Here is a 22138-nt window from a genome sequence, read left to right on the forward strand (position 1 = left end):
CCGTCAGCCCTCGGAGGCGGCGCAGTCGACGAGGAAGGCCATCAGCTCGGTGGCGTCGTCGGTGGTGACGAGGGTGTCGAGGGCGTGGTCGAGCTCAAGACGCCGGGCGCCGGGGACGGTGATGGCGTCGAAGCCGTTCGAGATCAGGATGCCGGTCATCATCAGCAGGGCGGTGCGCTTGTTGCCGCCGGTGTAGAACCGGGTCCGGACGGCGGAGGAGAAGTAGATCAGCGCCTGAAGCCGTGCGTCGCCGGTCTCGGAAACGCGCTCCTGCAGCGTGGCGAAGCGGGCTCGGAGCAGCTCGCTGCCATTGCGGCGCAGCGTGCCTTCGCCGCGGAACCTTCCGGCGTCGAGCGTCTCGCGGCGGGCGACGATCCGGTTGAGACGGTCGGACGTCGATTTGTCGATATGGAACCTGCCGTAGCCGACCAGGTCGCGGAGCGCGACGTACGCCTCGTTCAGGGCCAGCACCTGCAGCTCCTCCGCAGCCCGGTGGCCACCGACGGTGACGCCGTCGAGGAGGGAGCGAACCTCGGGAAGGGTGAAGCTGTTGCCCTCGAGGTTCGCGGCGTTCCAGATCAGCTCGGGCAGCCGCGCGCGGAACCGGCGCCAGGCGCGGTCGGGGTCGCTCGGGAGGATGCGGGCTGTGTCGACCTCGGTCCACCAGATGCCCGTGTCGCGCAGCTGGGCGTCGCGGTCCGCGACCTCCCGGTAGGTGTCGTTCGTGGTCGGCTTGCGGGCGGCGTACGTCTCGGGGTCGGGTGCCCAGCGGGGCTGTTTCGTCACCATGTCCGGATCTCCTCGCGGGCGCGGGCCGCGGCGTCACCGCCGACCGAGATGGCGTCGATCGCGATCTGGATCGGTGCCGCGTAGACGACCCGATCGCGCTCGAACGTACCGAGGAACAGGTCGGGTTCGGCGGCGGCGATGACCACGGTGGACCGGTGCGGGGCGGACGCCGGACGGAGGGTTCCGCCGGTGAGCAGGGGTCGGATCGCACTCGGATCTTCGCACCACAGGACCGAGATCCGGGGGACGGCCTCGTCGAATGCGGGCAGGTCGAGGCCGGCCGCGCCGGAGACCGCCCAACGCTGGCCCGAGGCGTCGCCGGCGGAGGCGAGCCGGCCGATGGTGGCCTCACCGCTGAGCCGGATCGCGTCGGGGCGGTGGAGTACGCCGGAGGCGCGCCCCGCCTCCTCGATGATCTGGACCGGGTCGCCGTCGGTCCAGGCGTCGAGTCGGGCGGCCCACTGGTCGATCTCGGGGGCCACGTCGGCTGGGTAGTCCTCGTCGAGGATGGCTCGCGCGGCCGCGGCGGCTGCCGGGGAGGCCAGCGTCGAGGTGCTCAACGTGAGGTCGAGACCGCAGGCGGCGGTGATGTTGTGGAGCGTCGCGACCGACGGACTGACCTGGTCGTTGAGGATCCGGTGGACCGTCGACGCGGCGACGCCTGCGCGCGCAGCCACCTGGCGCGCGTTGAGCCCCGAGCGCTCGATGCACTCGGCGACGAGGCGGCCGACGTCCTGTTCCATATATGCAACCCTAGGGCGACTTGTTGCATATATGGAACAGGCGCGACGGCGTACGTTCTTCTATCGTGTGCGCCATGACGCGACCGATCACGCTGCTTGTCGAGGGGGAGTCGGACAAGGCTCTGGTGGAGGCGCTGGCTCCGCGCTACGGGGTGGAGTTCGTCGAGCTCGGGATCGAGGTCGTCTCCATGAACGGCGCCGGCAACGCGGGGCGGTTCATCCGGGAGACCACGGCGGCGGGGCATCGGGTCGGCGGGCTCTACGACGAGGCCGAGGAGCACTTCGTCACCAACGCGCTCGGCCGGCAGGTCGGGGAGGACCTCTCCGGGCAGGGGTTCTTCGCGTGCCGGCGTGACCTCGAGGACGAGATGATCCGGGCGATCGGAGCGGCGCGGATCGTCGAGATCCTCGAGGCCAACGGCGAGGGCGGAAAATTCCGTACGCTGCAGAACCAGCCCGAGCACCGCGGCGAGGAGGTCGCCGACCAGCTGCACCGCTTCTTCGGCACAGCGTCGGGACGCAAGATCCGCTACGGCGCCATCCTTGGCGAGGCCGTCGAGCTCGAGTCGATCCCGGATCCGCTCATCGGGCTGCTGACCTGGTGCTGGGGCTGAGCTAGGGCTCCATGTCGTCGTGGACGACGACGCGAGAGAGCTCGATGGTGCCGTCGGGGCACTTCCAGAAGTGCAGCCGGCGGGCGCTGGGCGTGTGGATCTGCATCGAGACGCGGTAGCAGACGGCGCCGTCGGTGCGGGACTGTGGCGCGGCGTTGCCCCCGGCAGAGGTACGCAGCTGGTGCAGCTCGCGGCCGGTCGACTGCTCCGCGAGGCCGGTGAGCACTTCCATGACCACGTCGGCGATCTTGTCGACGGCGATGCCCTCGAGCGCGTCGACGCTGTCGAGGAACCGCTCGCCGATCGCGTAGTCCGGCAGCGGCCGGGTCGGTTGCTCGCCGACTGGGATCCGGCGGGCCCAGGCGGCCTCGACCAGGTGACGGAAGCCGCGCTCACGGTCGGCGAAGACGGGCAGGGCGACGTCGGGCGGCGCCGTGCGCTGCTTGGCACGGCGCAGCTGGGAGCGCATCCGGGCCAGCTCGGCGTCGCGGGTCTCGACCTGACGGGCTGCGCGGGCGAGGTCCTTGGCGAACTGGACGCGCTCGTTGCGCAGCCCCGAGACCTGGTCGCGGAGCTCGGTCAGCTCGGCCTCGAGATGGGCCTTCTCGGCCTTGATCGCGGTGACCTGCAGCGACATCGACTGCACCGCGGCCTTCTTCGCCGGCGCGTGGTTTGTCTCCGGCACCGCCGCAGGCTCGGACGCAGGCACCGGTCGGACAGCGCGGACCGGCTCGCCCTTACGCCGCGGCATCATCGCGGGACTCGGGATCGCCGGCTTGGGTGGAGCCTCGGCTGCGGGCTCGACAGCCATCTCAACCGGCTCAACCGGCTCGGCCACCGGAGCGACCTCAGCAGGTGCGGGCTCGGGATCGACATGCTCGACGACCGCAGGCGGCGGAGCATCCGGGTCGAGCCAGGGCGGGCCACCGGCGTACAGAGCGAGAGCCTCGCGAGCCGTGTCGTGCTCGCGGACCTCGCGCAGCGAGAGCCGCCACTTGGGCCCGGTGGCGACGACCCGCGCGAGTACGACCTCACCGGGGGTGAGGAGCGCCGAGAGGTCGTCGTCGGGGTCGCCGGTCACATCCGAGCGGAAGAGCTCGACGGTGACGTCGGGATGCAGGCGCAGGTCTGCCGAGCCGGCCAGCACGGAGCGAACCTCGGCGGGGACGACGTCCCCGGCGGCGTACGTCTTCAATGCCTCTTCGGCGGTGGGGCGGCTTTCCCGGATGTCGAGCCAGCGCGACTTCTTCTCCAGTACGCCTTCGACGTGCATGCCGGGCGCGAGGACGCGCTCGATCGGCACGCCGGCCTGGGCGAGCTGGGGCGGGATCGAGGCCATGTCGCCCCCAACGAGGTCGACCAGCGCGCGCTCGCTCATGATCGAGCGCACCGTGCCGGCGCGGCGCTCGCGGGTGGAGGCGGTGCGGGCGCTGTCGAAGAGGCCGGCCGCCGCGGCCATGTCGAGGGCGTCGTCGATGAGCTGCCCGGTGAGCTTGCGGCCCTCGGACTTGCTCCACGCGAACCGCAGCGGGGCCTGCAGCAGATCGATGTTCCACGCCAAGCCGACCGGGTAGACCCGCCCGGCGCCGCCGTAGACCTGCGTGCCCGGCGTCATCTTGTTGGAGAAGGCCCAGGTGTGTCCGCCGGTGGTGACCAGGTAGAGGTCGGCGAGGTCGCCGATCTCGGCCGCGATCCGCTCCACGTCGGCGTAAGGCTCGGTGTGTCCTGACGCGACCGTCACCACCACGGTCGGCTTCATGCGGGAGTCGCCGTTGAGCAACGCCGCCAGCGCCTCGGCCTCCGACGTGTTCGTCACGCGTTTGATCGCAGACATGCCCCTCCTTTTACAAAAACGTACAGCGAACGGAAAGCGGACCTGGGTCAACGACCCGGCCTTTGACGGAGCATTCGGCGACGCCGATACCGGGGGCGGGTGTCAATGACGCAGCCGTGTCATATTTGCCTCGCCAACTTGTCTAGAGCCGTGACGCTTTTACGACATTGGCAGGTATCTGCCGCGCTCCAGCGCTTGGCATGTCTCTGGCTGTAACAAATCTGGAGAACGGTTTCCCGTGGCAATAATCGATCCGTCCGCATTACCCGGGAATGTGCACGATCTCTGCTCGCGGGTTTTGCCGACGGTTTCCGCAAGGAGACCCACCTTGAGATATTCACGCCTCGGCCGATCGGCCGTAGCAGCCACAGGCATACTCGCCGCAACGGCTGCGATGCTTGCCACCCCCGCATTCGCCGGCACCCCTACAGCCGACGACAAGGCCCCTGCGGCCAAGCTCACCTCCGCCCTCGAGTCGAAGTTCGAGAAGTCGGACTCGACCGACTTCTGGCTCCGGTTCTCCGACAAGGCCAACCTCGGCCCCGCCTCCTCCATCGGCGACTGGACCGAGCGTGGCCAGTACGTCGTCGACGCGCTCGAGAAGACGGCGAAGGCATCTCAGGCCGGCACCGTCGCCGAGCTCGATGCCGCCAAGGTCAGCTACAAGACGTACGCGATCTCGAACGCGATCCTGGTGAAGGACGGCTCCGAGGACCTGGCGCTGAAGCTCGCCGCCGACCCGGAGATCAAGACCGTCCACGAGCGGGCCAAGCTCTCGCTCGTGGAGCCGGTCAAGGAGGAGACGGCCACCAAGGCGCCGCAGGGCATCGAGTGGGGCATCGACTTCATCAACGCGCCCGAGGCGTGGGAGCAGGGCGCGACCGGCGCCGGCATCGTGGTCTCCAGCGTCGACTCCGGTACCGACTACACCCACCCGGCCCTGGTGAACCAGTACCGCGGCAACAACGGTGACGGCAGCTTCACCCACGACTACAACTGGTACGACGCCTACGGCGACTGCTCCAGCGGTCCCTGCGACCTCGACGGCCACGGCACCCACACCATGGGCACCATGGTCGGCGACGACGGCGCCGGCAACCAGATCGGTGTCGCACCCGACGCCGAGTGGATCGAGACCAACGGCTGCTGCGGCACCGACGCCGGGCTCCTCGAGTCGGGCTGGTGGCTGCTGGAGCCGACCGACGCCGCCGGCGAGAACCCGGACGTCGCCAAGCGCCCGCACGTCATCAACAACTCGTGGGGCTGGAACGGCGTCGGCTACATCGACTCCTTCTTCGACGACGTGAACGCCGCCTGGAACGCAGCCGGCCAGTTCTCCTCGTGGGCCTCCGGCAACCCGGGCTCGATGTGCCAGGGAACCTCCTCCCCGGGCGCGAACGTGCTGACCTACTCGGTGGGCGCGGTCGACTCCTCCGGCGCCGTCGCCTCCTTCTCGGGCCGTGGTTCGGGCCAGAACGGCCTGGTCAAGCCCAACATCGCGGCACCGGGTGTGAACGTACGCTCCTCCCTCCCGGGTGGTTCGTACGGCAGCTACAACGGCACCTCGATGGCGGCCCCTCACCTCGCGGGTGCCGTCGCGGCGCTGTGGAGCTACAACCCGACCCTGATCGGCAACGTCGAGGAGACCCGCCGCCTGCTCAACGAGGCGGCGACGAACGTCGACGACACCACCTGCGGTGGCACCGCCGAGAACAACAACGTGTACGGCGAGGGCTACCTCGACCTGGCGCGCCTGATCGCCCTGGCTCCGGCCGAGGGTGGCACGGTCGCCGGCACCGTCACCAGCGGCGGCGAGCCGATCGCGGGTGCGACCGTCGAGCTCGACGGCGAGGCTCTCGACCGCACCCTCACCACCGACGCCGAGGGCCATTTCTCGGCCGGCGTCTTCGTCGGTGACTACGCCCTGACCACCTCCGCCTTTGGCTTCGTCACCGAGACGGGTTCCGCGACGGTCACCCAGGACGCCACCACGACCGTCGACTTCGACCTCGCCGAGGCCACGAAGCACACGGTCAGCGGCGCGGTCACCAACGCCAGCACCGACGCTCCGATCGCGGGGGCCGAGGTCCTGCTGTCACCGGGCAACCTGTCCGCGACCTCGGGCGCCGACGGGACGTACTCGATCGCGGGGGTCCCGGAGGGGACGTACACGATCTTCACGGAGGGGTCCGGCTGTGCCGAGGCCACGAGCTCCGAGATCGAGGTCACGGGCGCCAAGACCCACAGCGTCAAGGTGGTCTTCTCCTACGACGGCTACGGCTACTTCTGCTCGGAGGGCTCGAGCGGCGTACGCTCCGGCGCCACCGCGCTCGGGCTCGAGGGTGACGACGCCGCTGCCTCGGTCGACCTTCCGTTCAGCTTCCCGCTCTACGGAAGCAGCTATGCCAAGGCGTACGTCGCCTCCAACGGTCACGTGAACTTCCTCGCCTCCAGCACGGCCTACGGCAACGGGGCGATCCCGTCCACGGCCGTGCCGAACGCGGCGATCTACCCGTTCTGGGACGACCTCGACGCCCGAGGTGAGGCCGATGTGTTCACCGGCGCGACGACGGTCGACGGTGTGGACGCGTTCGTCATCGAGTGGCGTGACGTCTACCCGCTGAGCAGCTCGGACCTGCTCGACTTCTCGGTCACCCTCTTCGAGGACGGCCGGGTCGAGCTGGGCTACGGAGACCTGCCCACCGGGGACCGGGCCCTGGGCGGCTCGGCCACGATCGGGATCGAGAACGCCACCGGCACGATCGGCACCCAGTTCTCGCTCAACACCGCCTCGCTGAGCGACAACAAGTCGATCACCTTCGACCTGGCCCCGATGGGCACGGTCAGCGGTGTGGTCAAGGACTACAACACCAAGGCAGGCATCGACGGCGCCGAGGTCACCCTGACCCCGACCGCCGGCGGGTCCGTCAAGACGGTCGAGACCGGTGCCGACGGCTCCTACAGCGTCGACATGGTGACCGGCGCGTACGGCATCAGCTTCACCGCGCCGGACTACACATCGATCAGCCGCAACCTCACCGTCGCCGAGGACACCACGCTCACCTCCAACGCCCAGCTCAAGGCCGGCCGGCTCGCAGTCACCCAGACGGCGCTGAACGCCAGCCTCGCCATGGGTGGATCTGTCTCCCGCAACTTGAAGATCACCAACACCGGGTCCGCGCCCGCCGAGGTCGATCTGGGTGCCGCGGGCGAGGAGGTCGTCATCCAGGGCGACAAGACCGCCTCGGCCGGTGTCACCAAGAGCGTCACCAAGAAGGCGACGACGGTCGAGACAAAGCCGGGCGCCGGGTCGAAGTCGACCGGTCTGAACTCGTCGAAGTCGGGCAGCAAGCTCGGCTCTGCGGGGGAGCCGTCGGTGACGGCGCTCGCGCCGACCCCCGTGGGTGAGACGACCCTGTCCCACTCGAGCTCGCACGAGGTCGTACAGGCTGGCTCGGTCGCGTGCCCCTCGGGGACCACGACGATTCTGCGCACCTACTCGCCGGGTGACTTCGGGGTCTCGGGGAGCTTCACGCCCACCAGCGTGAGCTTCGCGGTCCAGGAGTCGGCCAACGGGAGCACGCCGGTGACGGCGACGCTCTACACGTTGCCCGAGGGGGCGGCGTTCACCTTCGCCAACCTGACCCCGATCGGGTCGGGTACGACGACGGTGACCGGCGACTTCGGGGCGACCTACACGGTGCCGATCGCGGCGTCTGCGGAGATCGCTCCGGACGACATCCTGGTCGTCTCCGTCGCGGGTGGCGCGGTCTACTTCGGTGGCAATGCCGCCGCCGAGACGTCGCCGACCTACCTGGCCTCCGACGCCTGCGGTACGCCGGAGCCGACCGACGCCGCGGAGCTCGGGTTCCCCGACTCCAACATCATCCTCGATGTGACCGGTGAGACCGGCGGCGGTGGCGTCGCGTGGCTGGACGTCCAGCCGCCGTCGTTCACCCTGGCGCCGGGCAAGTCGGTCACCGCGATCACCACGTTCGCGGCCACGGTCGACCAGCCGGGCACCTACACGGCCGACGTGGTCATCGGGAACAACACGCCCTACACCGTGGCGCCGGTCCCGGCGACCATGATCGTGAAGGCGCCCGCAGGCTGGGGCAAGATCACGGGCACGGTGACGGGCTCGGGTGAGGCGCTCGAGGGCGCGGTGGTTGCCCTCGACGGCGTGTCGTACGACGTGACGCTTCGGACTGATGCGGACGGCACCTACGGGTACTGGATGCAGAAGTCCAACGCGCCGCTCCAGGTGGTCGTCGCCGCCGACGGGTTCGTCCCGGCGACCAAGAAGGCGCAGATCGTGGCTGGTCAGACGACTGTCTACGACTTCGACCTGAAGCCGCTCGACTAGCTCGACAGCGTGGCCCCGGGCACCAGCCGGTGTCCGGGGCCTTCGCGCCCGCAATCCGGTCAAGTGTTCGGAACCGCTCTGGCTGGGCTCGAATGTCGGTGCTGCGGTGTACGATCGCCGCGCTTGCGAGAACAACCCCTTAACCAGCCCCTATGCCACATTCCTCCATGCCGGCCGTCGCCGAGATCCTGCGCCTGCGGGCTCCGTTGAGCCTGCAGGTCCTGCGCGCCGCTTTGAAGGGCAAGCGGGTGCTGCTGACCGAGGAGGAGCTGCTCGGAGTGCTGAAGGCGGGCGGCTTCGTCGAGGGGCCGCCGGGGCAGTGGAGCCTGGCTCCCGCCTCGTCCCTGGCGCCCGCGCCGGCTCGGTTCAACCAGGCCTCGCTCGCTTCGCGTGTGGGGGTCGAGGGTGGCGTACTCGCGAAGGTGCTGGACGCGCTGGTCACCGACCACCCCGAGGTCAACTGGGGTGCGCTGCGGGACCGGCTCGAGTCGGGCGCCGACGTCGCGGTCTCCGACCGCACGCTCGGGCTGCTCGAAGAGGGCGTACGCCGCTTCGAGGTCGCCCGGCTGCGGGCCGAGAAGCAGCAGGCCGAGGAGCGCGCCCGGGAGGCGGAGCGACGCCGTGAGCTGCAGCAGCTGGCCGAGAGCGAGGTCGCGATGCTGCGCGCCGAGCTCGACGACGAGCGGCGGCGGGCCCATGACGCGGCCCTCGAGCGGGACCGGCTGCGGCAGGAGGCCGAGAAGCTGGTGGCGCTGAAGGAGCAGGAGACCGCCTCGTGGGTGGCCACCGCCGCGGGCGGCTGGATGCTCGACCTCGGTGCGCCCGAGACCTTCGGCGAGGAGAAGCTCCGCCAGGCGCTAGGCCAGCTCGAGTCTGCGCTGGTCGTGCTCAACGTGAGCATCGGTTCGCGGGAGCTCGAGGCGGTCGTGGTGCATCCAGGTGGGGTCGCGGTCATCGAGCAGCACGACATCCCCTCGACCGCCGGCATGGTCGAGGTGCCGGCCTCGGGCGCGGCGTCCGTCGACGGCCGCCCGCTGGAGGTCGCCGATCCGCGGGCCGATGTGCTCGCCGCCGTACGCCTCCTGCAGAAGACCGCTTCCCTCGACCTCGCCTACCTGCCCGTGCTCGCCTTCCAGGGGCCTGCCGAGGCCGAGGGTGAGGACGTGCTCGTCTGCCTCACCGGCGAGGTCGATCTCGCGGTCGACGACATGCTCCACTCCCAGTCCGCGAGGGTCTCGGCCGACGACGCGGTGGCGCTGCTGGCGAAGCTCGGGGTTCCGGAGCTGCCCGAAGCCCCGACTGGGTTCTGACGCCTCAGATCAGGCCGGCGGCGCGGGCGGCCTCGGCGTAGGCGGCGGCCAGGGTCGGGACGGTCTCGTGGGCGTTGAGACCCGACGGGTTCGGTACGACCCAGAGCTCGGCGCCGGCCAGCGGTTCCGGCTGGAGGCCCTGCTTGGCCTTGGGGCGGTTGAACGCGGTCCGGTAGGCGGTGATCCCAGCGATCGCGACGACCGCCGGTTTCCTCCGTGCGACCAGGGAGAACAGCTCGGCGCCGCCCTCCTTGAGCTCGGCGTTGCTGAGCTCGGAGGCCTTCGCGGTGGCGCGACGGACGATGTTGGTGAAGCCGATGCCCCGGTCCCGGAAGTAGTCGCGGTCCTCCGCCGTCATCCCCGCCGACGCGTCGATCGGACGCGTGGTGATCCCGGCTCGGAAGATCGCCGGATAGAACCGGTTGAGCGGGTGCGCGAAGTGGGTCTGGGTCGCTGCTGTCCACAGGCCGGGGTTGATGCCGACGAAGAGGAGGCGCATGGGCTGGTCGTCTGCGGGAAGGAGGTCGGGTACCGAGCGGCCGTAGTAGGTCTGGAGCTCGGCCTGGGTGAAGCGGGCCACAGCGTGATCCTTCCATCTGCGTAACGACCTACCGTCCTGGGGTGCAACAGCAGGGTGCCGTGGGGAGTATGTGAAATATGCACCCCACGCGTCTTCTCCCACTCGCAGTCGCTGCGACGGCGCTCCTGGTCTCTGCCTGCGGCACCCCCGATGAAGCGACCGACCCGGGCTCGAGCCCGTCGGCCTCGCTGTCCGCAACCCCGATGCCGAAGCCCAAACCGCAGCCCGAGCCGTCCCGCCCGCCTAGCTCGGAGAAGCCCGTACGCGGCCTGGTCTCCGCCGGCGGCGCGGCCGAGGGTGACCTGGAGAAGACCGCGACACCCCTTCCGGACGAGGCCGCGATCAAGGCGTACGCGGCCACGCTGGGCACCTCGCTGCAGGCGTCCTTCACCACCGAGGCGACCAAGTTGCTCGCCCACGTCCCGGCGGGCCAACGGCTCTATGCCCAGACGGTCTACGACGGTTGCGAGGCCCCGGACCCGGCGACGATCACCGCCGGCGCGACCGGCGATGACGTGGTCCTGAGCGTCACCCCGCCGAAGAGCACCAAGATCCAGTGCCTGGTGGCGGAGCGATCGGTCGCGTTGCTCTCGACTGATATCCCGGTCGGCTAACGTTCCCCGCGTGGGGGAGCCGTGGAACACCTTCGTCGAGGGCGACAACCTCGATGTTCTTCGGGCGCTCTCGGTGGCGGGAGAGAAGTTCGACCTGATCTACATCGACCCGCCGTACAACACCGGCAGCCTCTTCGCCTACCACGACGACAGGCGCGGTGAGGACGGCCGGCGGGCCGGTCGCCACGAGGCCTGGGTCGCCATGATGAGGCCCCGGCTGCAGGCCGCGCGCACCGTCATGTCGGAGCGCGCGGCGATCTACGTCTCCATCGACGACAACGAGGCCGCCCATCTCAAGGTCCTGATGGACGAGGTCTTCGAGGAGCGCAACCAGCTCGCGCAGATCGTGGTCAACCTCAACCCCAAGGGCCGCCAGCTCGGCAACGGGTTCGCGACGTCCCACGAGTATCTGCTGGTCTACGCCAAGGACGCCCGGGCCTGCGCGCTTGAGTCGAGCATCCCGGAGGCCGTCAACGAGCAGGACTTCCCGCTCGTCACCGACGACGGGCGCCACTATCGGCGGCTGCCGCTGCGCAACACCAACAAGAAGTTCAACCCGGCGACCGCGAGGACGCTCCACTTCCCAGTGTGGGGTGACCCGGAGTCCGGTCGCGTCGCGGTCGAGCCGTTCGACGGCGGCCAGGAGATCTGGCCGGTCTTCGGTGACGGTCGCCCGGCGGTCTGGCGGTGGAGCGCCCCGCTGATCGCGGCCCGTCCCGACGATCTGATGTGCCGTCGCGTACGCGGGAAGCTGGGGGAGCGGGTCGACGTCTACCAACGCGACTGGCTCTCCCGCGACGCCTCCGGTGAGGCGAGGCGCAAGAAGCTCACCACGATCTGGATGGCCGAGGAGATCGGCTCGACCGACTCCGCCGTCGCAGAACTGAAGTCCCTGGTGGGGCCGCTGTTCGAGTCGCCGAAGCCGACCGGCCTGATCCGGCGGATCCTGGCCACGATGCCGACCGACGCGCGGGTCCTCGACTTCTTCGCCGGCTCCGGGACCACCGGCCACGCGGTCGCGCTGGCCAACGTGGAGGACGGGGCGCGGCGTACGTGCTGGTCGGTCCAGATCGCCGAGACCACCCGGCCCGGCTCGAACGCGGCCAAGGCCGAGATGGCGTACGTCTCCGACATCACCCGCGCACGCCTGCGAGCCGTGGTCGCGGCCCACGGGAACGGCGGCGCGAAGGGGTTGGTCGAACGCGACATGGGTGAGCTTCTCGAAACATCTGGCGTGACGCGGGGCGCGTAGGAGGGCAGGATCGCGGCCATGGCTCTCAGCGTCCCCCGCCTCCGGATCGGCTCCACCGAGATCATCGCCCTCGCCGACGGCGAGGGCCCGTTCTTCTCCCCGCGCGCCGATGCCTTCCCTGAGGCCACGGCCGATCAATGGGCCGAGGTCGACCGCTACGATCCGGGCGCGGTCGACGCCGAGGGCCGCTGGCGTCTCCAGTTCCGTGCCTACGCGATCCGCGGCGATAGGGGCGTCACCGTCGTGGACGCCGGTATCGGTCCGGCGGACGGCCCGGCCGCCTCGTGGGCGCCCGTGCCCGGTGTGCTTCCTCAGTCGCTCGACGCCGCGGGCATCGACCCGGGTGAGGTCGACACCGTGGTGCTCACGCATCTGCACACCGACCACGTCGGTTGGGCGGTCGTGACCGAGGCCAACGGCCGCCGCCCGTACTTCCCGAACGCTGACTACCTGCTCCAGCGGGCCGAGTACGACGCCCTCGACGCGCTCAACCCCCAGCTTCGCGAGACCCTGACCGACCCGCTCGCGGCGGCCGGTCGGCTTCGGCTCCTCGACGGTGACACGCCCCTGCGCACCGGGCGCGCGGTCGCCACGCCGGGTCATACGCCCGGGCACCAGAGCGTGCTGGTCGCCGAGGGGCGCGAGATGGCGCTTGTCACCGGCGACCTCCTGGTGCACGCGCTTCAACTGCTCCATCCCGAGCTCGCCTACTCACACGAGATCGATCCTGAGGTGGCCAGGCACTCGAGGGAGCGCATGCTCAGCCGCGAAGCCGCCGGCGCGCTTCATCTGGCGACGCTTCACCTGGCGACGCCGCATCTGACGGAGCCGTTCATCTCGGCGTGATCGCGCCTCTTGGTGAACTTCTCGAAACATCTGGTAACCGAGTTACACGGGGCGCGTAAAACACGGCATCGTCAGGGGGCGACCGAACACCTCACCTCGGGAGACCCCCATGAAACTCCGTGGCCTGTTCATCCTCGCCTGCGGCGCCCTCGTGCCGCTCACGATTCCGGCGGCAGCACACGCCGAGTCCTACTCCCAGCCGCTCTCGACCGCCATCGGCGACCTCTCGGTCGCGACCGAGAACCGCACCGGCTACAGCCGTGACCTCTTCCAGCACTGGATCGACGCCGACGGCGACGGTTGCAGCACCCGCAACGAGGTGCTGATCGCGGAGGCCGAGGAGGCCCCCGCGGTCGGCTCCAGCTGCTCGCTCTCGGGCGGCCGCTGGTACTCCTACTACGACGGTCTCTCTTGGACCGCCACCAGCGACATCGACATCGACCACATGGTCCCGCTCGCGGAGGCCTGGGACTCCGGCGCCCGCACCTGGACCTCGACCGAGCGCAAGAACTTCGCCAACGACCTCGGCTACTACGGCTCGCTCGTCGGCGTCACCGACAACGAGAACCAGGAGAAGTCCGACGCCGACCCGGCCGGGTGGATGCCCGACCTCCAGAAGTGCCGCTACCTGAAGGAGTACGTCTCGGTGAAGATCCGCTGGCGCCTCTCCATCGACAGCACCGAGAAGTCCGCTCTCACCAACCTCACCTCCGCCAACGGCTGCGGCAGCCAGAGCGTCTCGGTGACCCTCGCGCGCTGACCCCCGGGCCCCGGCTGCCCTAGGATTCTGCGCATGGCGTTCTCTGCCCCACGGGTCACACGTGAGCAGGTGGAGTCCGACGTACGCCGCCGGTTGGCGCGGCTGAAGTCGAAGCGCTGGCACGTGTTGCAGGCCGCCGGGGCAGCCGGGGCGGCGTGGTTCATCGCGGCCACCCTGCTCGGCCACGCACAACCCGTCTTCGCCCCGATCGCTGCGGTTGTCAGCCTCGGCACCTCCTACGGCCAGCGGCTGAGGAGAGTGACCGAGGTGACCATCGGGGTGGCGCTCGGCGTGTTCCTGGGCGACGTCGTGGTCCAGGTCATCGGCGAGGGCGCCTGGCAGATGACCCTGGTGGTCGCGATGGCCATGGCCGTGGGCATCTTCATCTCCTCGGGGCAGGTCTTCCGCAACCAGGCGGCGGTGCAGTCGATCTTCGTGATGGGGCTGCTGCCGACGCCAGGTGCCGCTTTCACGCGCTGGACCGACGCGCTCATCGGCGGTGCGGTCGCGCTGGTGGCGGCCTCGATCGTGCCCGCCGCACCGCTGCGGCGGCCCGGTGAGCAGGCGGCCGTGGTCGCCAAGAAGATCGCCTCGCTGCTGCGTGCCGCCGGCCAGGTGATGCTCGACGCGGACGCGGTCCACGGGCTCAAGGTGCTCGCCGACGCGCGCGCCACCGACCCGTTGATCCGCGAGCTGCAGGACGCCTCCGACGAGGGCATGTCGGTGCTGGCCGTCTCGCCGTTCCGGTTCCGACATCGCAGTCACGTACATCGGATGGCCGAGCTCGTCGAGCCGCTCGACCGCGCGCTGCGCAGCACCCGCGTACTGGTGCGGAGGGCGGCGGTGTCGGCGTATCGCGGGGATGTGGTGCCGGAGAGCTACTACCAGTTGGCCTTCGGTCTCGCCGACGCCGTCGACGTCGTCGAGGCCGAGCTCGCCGCGGGCCGCAGCCCGGACGGACTGAGCCAGGAGGCCAGGTCGGTGCTGCTCGCGGTCGGCGAGCACTCGGCCGAGGTGGAGCGTACGGAATCGCTCAACGCCGAGGTCATCCTCGTCCAGATCAGGTCGATCATCGTCGACCTGCTCGGGGTCACCGGGATGGGGCAGTTCGAGGCGACCGACGCGCTGCCGCCGCTGCCGCCTCGCTAGAGCGACCCGCGCAGGTCGCGTACGACCGAGTCGACGACCGCGACCAGGTCGCCCTCGGTGGAGGCCGCGATGGCGCGTTGTCGCTGGTAGGCGGCGCCCTTGTGGATGATGTCGTGCACCCCGGCGAGCTCCTTCTCGCAGCCCAGGCGCGCGGCGACCGGCTCGAGGCGTACCAGCAGGTCGGCGAGGTCCTCGGTGACCAGCCGCTCCTCGGAGGCGTCGTTGAGGATCACGATCGCGTCCAGGCCGTAGCGGGCGGCGCGCCACTTGTTCTCCTGGACGTGCCAGGGCGGCATCGTCGCGATCGGCTCCCCGGCCGCGACCCGGGAGTCCAGGTCCACACAGAGGCAGTGCGCCAGGGCGGCGATGGCGGCCAGCTCCTGGATCGTGGAGACCCCGTCGCAGATCCGGTTCTCGATGGTGCCGATCCGGGGCGAGGGCCGGATGTCCCAGCGGATCTCGCTGATGTCCTCGATCACGCCGGTGACCGTCTGGTCCGAGACGTACGCCTCGAACTCCTGCCACGTCGCGAACTGGAACGGCAGCCCGGCGGTCGGCAGCTGCTGGAACATCAGCGCCCGGTTGGAGGCGTAGCCGGTGTCCATGCCCGCCCAGATCGGGGACGAGGCCGATAGCGCCTGGAAGTGGGGGTAGTAGGTCAGCAGCCCGTTGAGGACGGGCAGCAGCCGGTCCCGCTCCGGCATCCCGACGTGCACGTGGACGCCCCAGATCAGCATCTGCCGGCCCCACCACTGGGTGCGGTTGATCAGCTCCTGGTAGCGATGGCCAGCGGACAATTCCTGCGTGGTCCAGGACGCGAACGGGTGGGTCCCGGCGCCGAAGAGATCGACGCCGAGATCGTCGCCGGCGCGTACGACACCGGTGGTCGTCTCGCGGATCTGGTCCATGGCCTCCTCGACCGTTTCACAGACCCCGGTGACGACCTCGACGGTGTTGCGCAGCAGCTCCTTGTGGATCCGCCCGGGGTGGGGAACCCGTGCCTTTGCCCGCGCGAAGATGTGGTCGGCGACGTTGACCAGGTCCCGAGTTTCGCGGTCGACGAGCGCGAGCTCCCACTCGACGCCGAGCGTCGGCCGGGGAGAGGGATGGAAGTCGATCCGCATGTAACGAGCGTTCCTTGCACGGGCCTGTTTGTCGAGCATCGTGAATGCCTGTCGGTCACCGGCCCAATGGCACCCTGTGACGGTGGATGCGCGTGAGGTGAACCTGACTCTGGACTTCTGCCTCCGCGTCGGTGAGCTGCTGATCTCGACCGGCGCCGGGGCCGCTGACGTGACCGCGACGATGAGGTCGCTCGCCCAGCATCTGGGCCTTCGCGAGGCCGAGGTCGACGTCACCTACACCAGCCTCTCGATGAGCTATCAGGCCGATCCCGAGGCGATCCCGGTGCACACCACCCGCCAGGTCAAGAATCGCACCATCGACTACGACCACCTCACCGCCGTCGACCACCTGGTCCGCCAGGTCGTACGCGACGAGGTGGACCTCCAGGGCGCCCGGATCGCGCTGGGTCGCATCATCTCCGGCGGCCACCGCCGGCCGCGCTGGGCGGTGACGCTCGGCATGGCGGTGATGGCCGCCGCGTTCACCGTCTACGTCGGTGGTGAGCTCTGGGTGATCGTGCTCTCCTTCATCTCCGGCGCCGCGATCGACCAGCTTCAGCACTTCCTCCACCGCCGTTGGCGGCTGCCGCTCTTCTACCTGCAGGTCGCCGGTGCGGGCCTGGCCACGCTGCTCGCGGTCATCGCCGCGGCGCTGCCGCTGGACCTCGACGTCTCCACCTCGATCACCGCCAACATCACCGTGATGCTGGCCGGGATCAGCTTCATGGGTGCCCTCCAGGACGCGCTGACCGGGTTCCACGTCACCGCCAGCGCCCGGATCATGGAGGCGCTGGTCTCCACGGCCGGGATTATCGCCGGCGTCACCGGCGGTCTGGTCTTCGCGGGAGCGGTCGGGGTGCCGATCCACGGCGCGGTGACGGGAAGCGTCACATCGCTGCAGTCGATCACTCTCGCCACCGCTGGTGGTGCCGTCGGCGCCGCGGCCTTCGCCTACGCGGCGTACGCACCCAAGCGGACGCTGGCCCCGATCGCGGTCATCGCCGGCGTCGCCGTGATCCTCTCCATCGTCGTACCCGGCGACGTCGGGCGTACGTGGCGGGTGGCCGTGGCCGCCCTCTTCATCGGTCTGGTCGCCTACTCGGTCGCCACCCGGCTGAAGGTGCCGCCGCTGGTCGTCGTGGTCTCGTCGGTCGTGCCGTTCCTGCCCGGCTACTCGATCTACCGCGGTCTGACGATGCTTGCCCAAGAGACGCCCACGACCACCTCGGTCGGGCTGGTCGCCCTCTTCACCGCGGCCTCGGTCGCGCTCGCCCTCGCCTCCGGCGTCTACCTGGGCGAATACATCGCCCAGCCGCTCAGTCGCCGCTCGTGGCGGATCGAGACGCGCCTGTCCGGGCCGCGCCTCGTCGGTCCGCTACGGAAGGACCGAACCACGCCGGTGCCTGCCGCCGACATCGACTCATAGGCCGCTCAGCACCTCGAACCAGCGCTCGGGGGTCGTGTCGTACGGCGCCTGGCTCTCCTTGACCGCGAGGAAGACGCGTTCGGCGGACTGCTCGGTCATCGAGATGATCTCGGGCGGGTAGCCGTACTCGAGCTGGTGGTGCTCGAACTCGTCCTCGTCGTCGATGTAGACCGAGCCGTCGAACTTCTTGACCACGTCGAGGTCCAGGTCGATGCAGGTGACCGTCGAGTCCTGCCACACCGGCGGGGTGCACATGTCGACGTAGATCTGCGAGCTGATCTTCCCGTTGGGCCGGTTGAACGCCGGGAAGTGGGCAGCGTCGTGGTGGGGAACCAGGCTGACCGACTCCCAGTCGGCGATCCAGCCCCGCCCGGGGCGGGCGAACTCGGTGCCGACCGGGTGGCCGATCCACTCGCCGTGCTCGTCCTCGCCGAGGTAGAGGCCCGTGAAGGACCAATGAGGCCGGCCACCCCACTTCGTGAACTCGACACGAACAGGGTGACCGGCCTCGAAGCGCATGTGCTCAGTCTGCCTGCTTCTTCGGCATCACGTACTTGGCCCCCATCGCGATGAGGTCCTGGTAGCGCGAGCCGGTGAACTTGCCGAAGTTGTGGATCACGTGGGCGTCGAGGCCGACCAGCACGCGGGCCTGCTTCTTCTCGATGCCCTTGATGATGATCTCGGCGGCGCGCGCCGGCTCCATCTTGGCGAGCTTCTCGTCGAAGAACTTCGCGGTCGCGGCCTGGTCGTCCTTGGCCGAGACCCGGGCGCTGCGGGCGACCGCGGTCTTGATGCCACCGGGGTGGACCGAGGTGACGCCGACGTTGTGACCGTCGATCAGCATCTCCTCGCGCAGCGCCTCGGTGAAGCCGCGCACGGCGTACTTGGCCGCGTTGTAGAAGGCTTGGTCGGGCATCGAGACCAGCCCGAACAGCGAGGAGATGTTCACGATGTGCGCGTCGCCGGACTCGATCAGGGCCGGCAGGAAGAGCTTCGTGCCGTGCACGACGCCCCACCAGTCGATGCCCATGATCCAGTCGATGTCCTCCCAGTCGAGGTCGTTGACCCGACCCGACAGCGCGACTCCGGCGTTGTTGATCACCACGTTGACCTGACCGAAGTGGGCGATGACGCCCTCGGCGTACGTCGTGAAGGCCTCGCGGTCGGCGACGTCGAGCTTGTCTGCCTTGATCTCGCGGGCTCCGGCCTGCTTGGCGAGCTCGACGGTCTCGGCCAGACCGGCCTCGTTCACGTCGGAGAGCGCGAGCCGGGCGCGGCGGCCGGCGAGGTTGACCGCGAGGGCGCGGCCGATCCCGGAGCCGGCTCCGGTGAGTACGACTACCTTGTCGTCGAAGGACTTCATGCGGGGACACTCTCCTTGGTCGTGGCGGCGGTGACGGCGTACTTGTCGACGTCGAACTTGCTGGTCAGGTGGCGGAACAGGAACGTGAAGCTCGGCCACAGGGTGGTGTTGCGGCCGTGCTCATCGAGATACCACGACGCGCAGCCGCCCTCCGACCAGACGGTGTTCTCCATCTTGCGCTGCAGGTCGTCGTTCCAGGCGGAGGTGGCGTCCTCGGTGGGTTCGACGGTCGCGTAGGAGTTGGTGCGCATCGTGCGGATCGCGTCGCGGATGTAGGCCACCTGCGACTCGATCATGTAGACCATCGAGGAGTGGCCCAGACCGGTGTTGGGGCCGACCACGAAGAAGAGGTTGGGGAACTCCGGGACCGTGGTGCCCTTGTAGGCGCTCATCCCGGTCTCCACGAACCGCTCGGCCATGGTGCGGCCCTTGCTGCCGGTGATGGCATGGGCGATCGGCAGGTCGGTGGTGTAGAAGCCGGTCGCCACGACGAGGATGTCGATCTCGCGGCTGGTGCCGTCCTTGGCGACGATCGCGTTCTCGCTCACCCGGGCGATGCCGTCGGTGATCAGGTCGACGTTGTCGGCGGCCAACGCGGGATAGTAGGCGTTGGAGATCAGCGTGCGCTTGCAGCCGAGGGTGTAGTCGGGGGTGACCTTGCGGCGCAGCTCGGGGTCCTTGATGCCGCGGTGGATGTTGTTCTTCGCCTTCAGCTGGTGAGCCAGGGTGAGCTTGGGCTGCACGGCGAGGCCGAGGACACGGACCTCGAGGCCCCAGTAGACCGCCGCGCGGGCGAGTCGCTGGACGCCGGGGACGTGGCGGAAGGCGGCCTTCTCGAGCTTGGAGTAGCGGTGCTCGTTGCGGGGGAGGACCCACGGCGCGGTGCGCTGGTAGACGTCGAGGCGAGCGGCCTTCTTCTGGATCTCCGGGACGATCTGGATCGCGCTCGCGCCGGTGCCGATCACGGCCACGCGCTTGCCGGTGAGGTCGACGTCGTGGTTCCAGTGGGCGGAGTGGAAGATCTCGCCCTGGAAGGTGTCGATGCCCGCGATGTCCGGGAGCTTGGGCTCGGAGAGCGCGCCGGGGCCGGCGATGACGGTGGTCGCTGCGTACGTCTTCTTCCCGGCCTTGCCCTCGGTCTCGACGAGCCAGCGCTGCCGGCTCTCGTCCCAGGTCGCGGCGGTCATCGCGGTGTCGAAGACGAAGCGGTCCAGCGTGCCGGACTGCTCGGCGACCTTGTTGATGTACGCCTCGATCTCTGGCTGGGGCGAGAAGCTCATCGACCAGTCGGGGTTGAGCGCGAAGGAGTAGCTGTAGAGCTGGCTGGGGACGTCGCACGCGGCGCCGGGGTAGGTGTTGTCGCGCCAGGTGCCGCCGACGCCGGAGCCCTTCTCGATGACGACGAAGTCGCGCTCGCCGTCCTCCTCGAGCTTGATCGCCGCGCACAGGCCTCCGAAGCCGGCACCGACGATCAGGTGGTCGACAGGGGTGAGGTCAGCAGTGGTCATACCGAGAGTATTCTTGCCTATTGAACAGATGTCAATAGAATGGTCGGCATGAGCCAACGCACGAGACTGACGCCCGTGCAGCGACGCGAGCAGCTGCTCGATCTGGGCATTCGCCTCTTCGCGAACCACTCCCTCGACGAGATATCGATCGACGTGGTGGCGCGTGAGGCCGGCATCTCGCGCGGGCTGCTCTACCACTACTTCGGCGACAAGATGGCCTTCCGTGAGGCGGTCGTACGCCGCGCCGCCGACGCTCTCGTCGCCCAGACCGCCCCGCCGGAGACGGGTGAACCGGTCGAGCGCCTGTTGGCGTCGATGACCGCGTACGTCGACTTCGTCGACGCCAACTACGAGGGGTACGTCTCGATGGTCCGTGGCGCCGCGAGCGACCCGGTCCTGCGCCAGATCTACGACGACGCCTTCGGCGCTCTCGGGGCCCGGATCTTCAAGGCCGATGTCGACTTCGTCGTCGACACCCCGGCTGCTCGCCTGATCGTCAGGGGCTGGCAGGCGATGTCCGAGGAGCTGGTGCTGTCGTGGAAGGCCGATCCCGCGGGGCTGTCACGTGAGGAGCTGCTGGAGCTGCTGGCAGGCTCGCTGCCGGTGCTGCTGGAGCTGCTCGGCACGCAGCCGAGGCGCTGAGAAAGGTACGTCCGGAGTGGAACCCCTCTGGGCCGACCGGACATAGAGGGTGCGTGAGAGGTAGTCAGTCCCAGAGCTTCGGACTCGTGGTGACGGAGAACGACAGCGGCCTGGCGGAGCGTCTGCGCCAGGGCGACCACGAGGCGATGGCGGAGCTGTTCGGGCGTTACGCGGACCCGGTCTACAACTTCTGCTTCCGCCGCGTGGCTTCCTGGAGCCTCGCCGAGGACGTGATGTCCCAGGCGTTCCTTGAGGTCTGGCGGGTTCGGGACCGGGCGGTGGCCTACGACGGTTCGCTGATGCCGTGGCTCTTCACCGTCGCCGAGAACGTCTGCCGCAACGCCACCCGTGGTGCCCGCCGGCAGAACGCGCTGGCGGGCAGGCTGCAGTTGGTGCGGTTCGATGACGCCGAGGACCACGCGGACGGAGTCGCACGCCGCCTCGACGAGGAGCGTCGGATGTCCGAGCTGCTCGTGGCCGTCGACCGGCTCGGCCGCAAGGACCGTCAGATCCTGATGCTCATCGCCTGGGACGGCCTCTCTTATCTGCAAGTTGCCCAGGCTCTCGACATCCCTGTCGGGACCGTACGCAGCCGGCTCTCCCGCGCACGCAAGCGGGTCGCCGCGCTCATGGGTGAGGGGGAGAAGTGATGACCGGAATTCCTGAACGCAGGCTGCGGCCCCATGTGAAGGCGCGGCGAGAGGCGGAACTGATGCAGGCGATCTCGCAGGAGAGTCGTACGAAGAAGTGGATGGTGCCCGTCGCGGCTGCCGCAGCGGTGGCGGTCATGGCGACCGGGAGTGTCGTGGTCGCCCAGAGAACGTCGTTGCTGAGCGGTGACAAGCAGATCGCAGGTCCGCTGGAGACGTCGGCGAAGCCGTCGCCGGTGCCCGACCGGGTGGTAGCGCCGGTGAAGGTCCCCGGGGACGACGTCACGGGGCTGTGGCCCGCGGCCTTCAACGGCAACGGAGCCGGGTGGTCTCGCGACGTCCCGGTGCTTCAGAAGTACCGAGATGTCCTGGCCGAGCACCTGGATCCCACCGGAGAGCATCTCGAGAAGACCGTCTCCAACATGCAGGGCAGCGACGCCGGCAGCGGGCGCACCATCGGTACGAAGCTGGGGTGGACCGTCGAAGGCGAGGACGGTCTCGGGATGGTTCAGCTGGCCGTCGGGCCAGGTTGGGATGGAGCCGGCCTCCTGTGCGAGGACCCCGGTTG

At 69.4% G+C, this 22138-nt stretch carries 20 protein-coding genes; 12 read left to right on the forward strand and 8 right to left on the reverse strand.

Annotation, left to right across the window (positions count from 1 at the left end; all coding sequences use genetic code 11):
* Nucleotides 1-3 precede the first annotated feature (3 nt).
* Nucleotides 4-789 (reverse strand): hypothetical protein, encoded by a 786-nt coding sequence (locus AB0F44_RS17770; protein ID WP_357357588.1) that lies wholly within the window; start codon nucleotides 787-789, stop codon nucleotides 4-6.
* Nucleotides 783-1532: a helix-turn-helix transcriptional regulator gene (locus AB0F44_RS17775; protein ID WP_357357590.1), complete on the reverse strand. Its 750-nt coding sequence runs from the start codon at nucleotides 1530-1532 to the stop codon at nucleotides 783-785. Before AB0F44_RS17775 ends, AB0F44_RS17770 begins: the two co-directional genes overlap by 7 nt.
* A gap of 74 nt (nucleotides 1533-1606) precedes the next feature.
* Here AB0F44_RS17775 and AB0F44_RS17780 point away from each other — a divergent pair, with 74 nt between their 5' ends.
* Nucleotides 1607-2146, forward strand: coding sequence for a TOPRIM nucleotidyl transferase/hydrolase domain-containing protein (locus tag AB0F44_RS17780; RefSeq protein ID WP_357357592.1), 540 nt, complete (start codon nucleotides 1607-1609; stop codon nucleotides 2144-2146).
* A gap of 1 nt (nucleotide 2147) precedes the next feature.
* Here the strand turns inward: AB0F44_RS17780 and AB0F44_RS17785 are convergent, their stop codons facing one another.
* Nucleotides 2148-3980: a hypothetical protein gene (locus AB0F44_RS17785; protein ID WP_357357594.1), complete on the reverse strand. Its 1833-nt coding sequence runs from the start codon at nucleotides 3978-3980 to the stop codon at nucleotides 2148-2150.
* 328 nt (nucleotides 3981-4308) lie between these two features.
* Here AB0F44_RS17785 and AB0F44_RS17790 point away from each other — a divergent pair, with 328 nt between their 5' ends.
* Nucleotides 4309-8346 (forward strand): carboxypeptidase regulatory-like domain-containing protein, encoded by a 4038-nt coding sequence (locus AB0F44_RS17790; RefSeq protein WP_357357596.1) that lies wholly within the window; start codon nucleotides 4309-4311, stop codon nucleotides 8344-8346.
* A gap of 152 nt (nucleotides 8347-8498) precedes the next feature.
* The gene (locus AB0F44_RS17795) at nucleotides 8499-9656 is read left to right on the forward strand and encodes a hypothetical protein (protein WP_357357598.1); all 1158 of its coding nucleotides are present in this window, start codon (nucleotides 8499-8501) and stop codon (nucleotides 9654-9656) included.
* Nucleotides 9657-9660: 4 nt separating this feature from the next.
* Here AB0F44_RS17795 and AB0F44_RS17800 read toward each other — a convergent pair whose 3' ends face one another.
* Nucleotides 9661-10236 carry a mismatch-specific DNA-glycosylase gene (locus AB0F44_RS17800; protein ID WP_357357600.1) on the reverse strand — a complete coding sequence of 192 codons (576 nt, stop codon included), beginning with the start codon at nucleotides 10234-10236 and terminating at the stop codon, nucleotides 9661-9663.
* Between the two features lie 77 nt (nucleotides 10237-10313).
* Between AB0F44_RS17800 and AB0F44_RS17805 the strand changes: the two genes are divergently transcribed.
* From AB0F44_RS17805 to AB0F44_RS17825, 5 genes are all read left to right on the forward strand, one after another.
* Nucleotides 10314-10850 carry a hypothetical protein gene (locus AB0F44_RS17805; protein WP_357357602.1) on the forward strand — a complete coding sequence of 179 codons (537 nt, stop codon included), beginning with the start codon at nucleotides 10314-10316 and terminating at the stop codon, nucleotides 10848-10850.
* A gap of 10 nt (nucleotides 10851-10860) precedes the next feature.
* The gene (locus tag AB0F44_RS17810) at nucleotides 10861-12102 is read left to right on the forward strand and encodes a site-specific DNA-methyltransferase (protein WP_357357603.1); all 1242 of its coding nucleotides are present in this window, start codon (nucleotides 10861-10863) and stop codon (nucleotides 12100-12102) included.
* A gap of 18 nt (nucleotides 12103-12120) precedes the next feature.
* The gene (locus tag AB0F44_RS17815) at nucleotides 12121-12948 is read left to right on the forward strand and encodes an MBL fold metallo-hydrolase (RefSeq protein ID WP_357357605.1); all 828 of its coding nucleotides are present in this window, start codon (nucleotides 12121-12123) and stop codon (nucleotides 12946-12948) included.
* A 109-nt stretch (nucleotides 12949-13057) separates the two neighbouring features.
* A complete protein-coding gene (locus tag AB0F44_RS17820) occupies nucleotides 13058-13708 on the forward strand; it encodes an HNH endonuclease family protein (RefSeq protein WP_357357607.1) in 651 nt (216 codons plus the stop codon).
* 33 nt (nucleotides 13709-13741) lie between these two features.
* On the forward strand, nucleotides 13742-14857 hold the full coding sequence (locus AB0F44_RS17825) for an FUSC family protein (RefSeq protein ID WP_357357609.1): 1116 nt from the start codon (nucleotides 13742-13744) through the stop codon (nucleotides 14855-14857).
* On the opposite strand, the gene AB0F44_RS17830 is transcribed toward AB0F44_RS17825, so the two are convergent.
* On the reverse strand, nucleotides 14854-15981 hold the full coding sequence (locus AB0F44_RS17830; protein ID WP_357357611.1) for a glutamate--cysteine ligase: 1128 nt from the start codon (nucleotides 15979-15981) through the stop codon (nucleotides 14854-14856). The genes AB0F44_RS17825 and AB0F44_RS17830 overlap by 4 nt on opposite strands.
* An 82-nt stretch (nucleotides 15982-16063) precedes the next feature.
* Here AB0F44_RS17830 and AB0F44_RS17835 point away from each other — a divergent pair, with 82 nt between their 5' ends.
* The gene (locus tag AB0F44_RS17835; protein WP_357357613.1) at nucleotides 16064-17407 is read left to right on the forward strand and encodes a threonine/serine exporter family protein; all 1344 of its coding nucleotides are present in this window, start codon (nucleotides 16064-16066) and stop codon (nucleotides 17405-17407) included.
* Here the strand turns inward: AB0F44_RS17835 and AB0F44_RS17840 are convergent.
* The 3 genes from AB0F44_RS17840 to AB0F44_RS17850 are packed head-to-tail and all read right to left on the reverse strand — an operon-like array spanning nucleotide 17402 to nucleotide 20278.
* Nucleotides 17402-17926: a DUF402 domain-containing protein gene (locus AB0F44_RS17840; protein WP_357357615.1), complete on the reverse strand. Its 525-nt coding sequence runs from the start codon at nucleotides 17924-17926 to the stop codon at nucleotides 17402-17404. The two genes, AB0F44_RS17835 and AB0F44_RS17840, sit on opposite strands and share 6 nt — an antisense overlap.
* 4 nt (nucleotides 17927-17930) lie before the next feature.
* Entirely contained in the window at nucleotides 17931-18770 is an 840-nt protein-coding gene (locus tag AB0F44_RS17845; protein WP_357357617.1) for an SDR family NAD(P)-dependent oxidoreductase, read from the reverse strand.
* Nucleotides 18767-20278, reverse strand: a complete 1512-nt coding sequence (locus AB0F44_RS17850; protein WP_357357619.1) for an NAD(P)/FAD-dependent oxidoreductase — start codon at nucleotides 20276-20278, stop codon at nucleotides 18767-18769. The genes AB0F44_RS17845 and AB0F44_RS17850 overlap by 4 nt, the downstream gene beginning before the upstream one ends.
* A gap of 48 nt (nucleotides 20279-20326) precedes the next feature.
* On the opposite strand from AB0F44_RS17850, the gene AB0F44_RS17855 reads away from it, so the two are divergent.
* The 3 genes from AB0F44_RS17855 to AB0F44_RS17865 all read left to right on the forward strand — a co-directional run.
* Nucleotides 20327-20920 carry a TetR/AcrR family transcriptional regulator gene (locus tag AB0F44_RS17855; RefSeq protein WP_357357621.1) on the forward strand — a complete coding sequence of 198 codons (594 nt, stop codon included), beginning with the start codon at nucleotides 20327-20329 and terminating at the stop codon, nucleotides 20918-20920.
* Between the two features lie 89 nt (nucleotides 20921-21009).
* The gene (locus AB0F44_RS17860; RefSeq protein WP_357357622.1) at nucleotides 21010-21570 is read left to right on the forward strand and encodes an RNA polymerase sigma factor; all 561 of its coding nucleotides are present in this window, start codon (nucleotides 21010-21012) and stop codon (nucleotides 21568-21570) included.
* Nucleotides 21570-22138 (forward strand): hypothetical protein (locus tag AB0F44_RS17865; RefSeq protein WP_357357624.1); only part of this gene is annotated, 569 nt, incomplete at its 3' end. The genes AB0F44_RS17860 and AB0F44_RS17865, both read left to right, overlap by 1 nt.

Origin of the sequence: Nocardioides sp. NPDC023903, from assembly GCF_040639295.1 — a bacterium.
Taxonomy (GTDB): Bacteria; Actinomycetota; Actinomycetes; order Propionibacteriales; family Nocardioidaceae; genus Nocardioides.

Bases quoted from the DNA above. Each gene is read 5' to 3' on its own strand.
- AB0F44_RS17850 (WP_357357619.1), bottom strand. From the start codon at position 20,278: ATGACCACTGCTGACCTCACCCCTGTCGACCACCTGATCGTCGGTGCC.
- AB0F44_RS17840 (WP_357357615.1), bottom strand. From the start codon at position 17,926: ATGCGCTTCGAGGCCGGTCACCCTGTTCGTGTCGAGTTCACGAAGTGG.
- AB0F44_RS17820 (WP_357357607.1), top strand. From the start codon at position 13,058: ATGAAACTCCGTGGCCTGTTCATCCTCGCCTGCGGCGCCCTCGTGCCG.
- AB0F44_RS17825 (WP_357357609.1), top strand. From the start codon at position 13,742: ATGGCGTTCTCTGCCCCACGGGTCACACGTGAGCAGGTGGAGTCCGAC.
- AB0F44_RS17855 (WP_357357621.1), top strand. From the start codon at position 20,327: ATGAGCCAACGCACGAGACTGACGCCCGTGCAGCGACGCGAGCAGCTG.
- AB0F44_RS17780 (WP_357357592.1), top strand. From the start codon at position 1,607: ATGACGCGACCGATCACGCTGCTTGTCGAGGGGGAGTCGGACAAGGCT.
- AB0F44_RS17785 (WP_357357594.1), bottom strand. From the start codon at position 3,980: ATGTCTGCGATCAAACGCGTGACGAACACGTCGGAGGCCGAGGCGCTG.
- AB0F44_RS17845 (WP_357357617.1), bottom strand. From the start codon at position 18,770: ATGAAGTCCTTCGACGACAAGGTAGTCGTACTCACCGGAGCCGGCTCC.
- AB0F44_RS17805 (WP_357357602.1), top strand. From the start codon at position 10,314: ATGCACCCCACGCGTCTTCTCCCACTCGCAGTCGCTGCGACGGCGCTC.
- AB0F44_RS17775 (WP_357357590.1), bottom strand. From the start codon at position 1,532: ATGGAACAGGACGTCGGCCGCCTCGTCGCCGAGTGCATCGAGCGCTCG.
- AB0F44_RS17770 (WP_357357588.1), bottom strand. From the start codon at position 789: ATGGTGACGAAACAGCCCCGCTGGGCACCCGACCCCGAGACGTACGCC.
- AB0F44_RS17830 (WP_357357611.1), bottom strand. From the start codon at position 15,981: ATGCGGATCGACTTCCATCCCTCTCCCCGGCCGACGCTCGGCGTCGAG.
- AB0F44_RS17795 (WP_357357598.1), top strand. From the start codon at position 8,499: ATGCCACATTCCTCCATGCCGGCCGTCGCCGAGATCCTGCGCCTGCGG.
- AB0F44_RS17815 (WP_357357605.1), top strand. From the start codon at position 12,121: ATGGCTCTCAGCGTCCCCCGCCTCCGGATCGGCTCCACCGAGATCATC.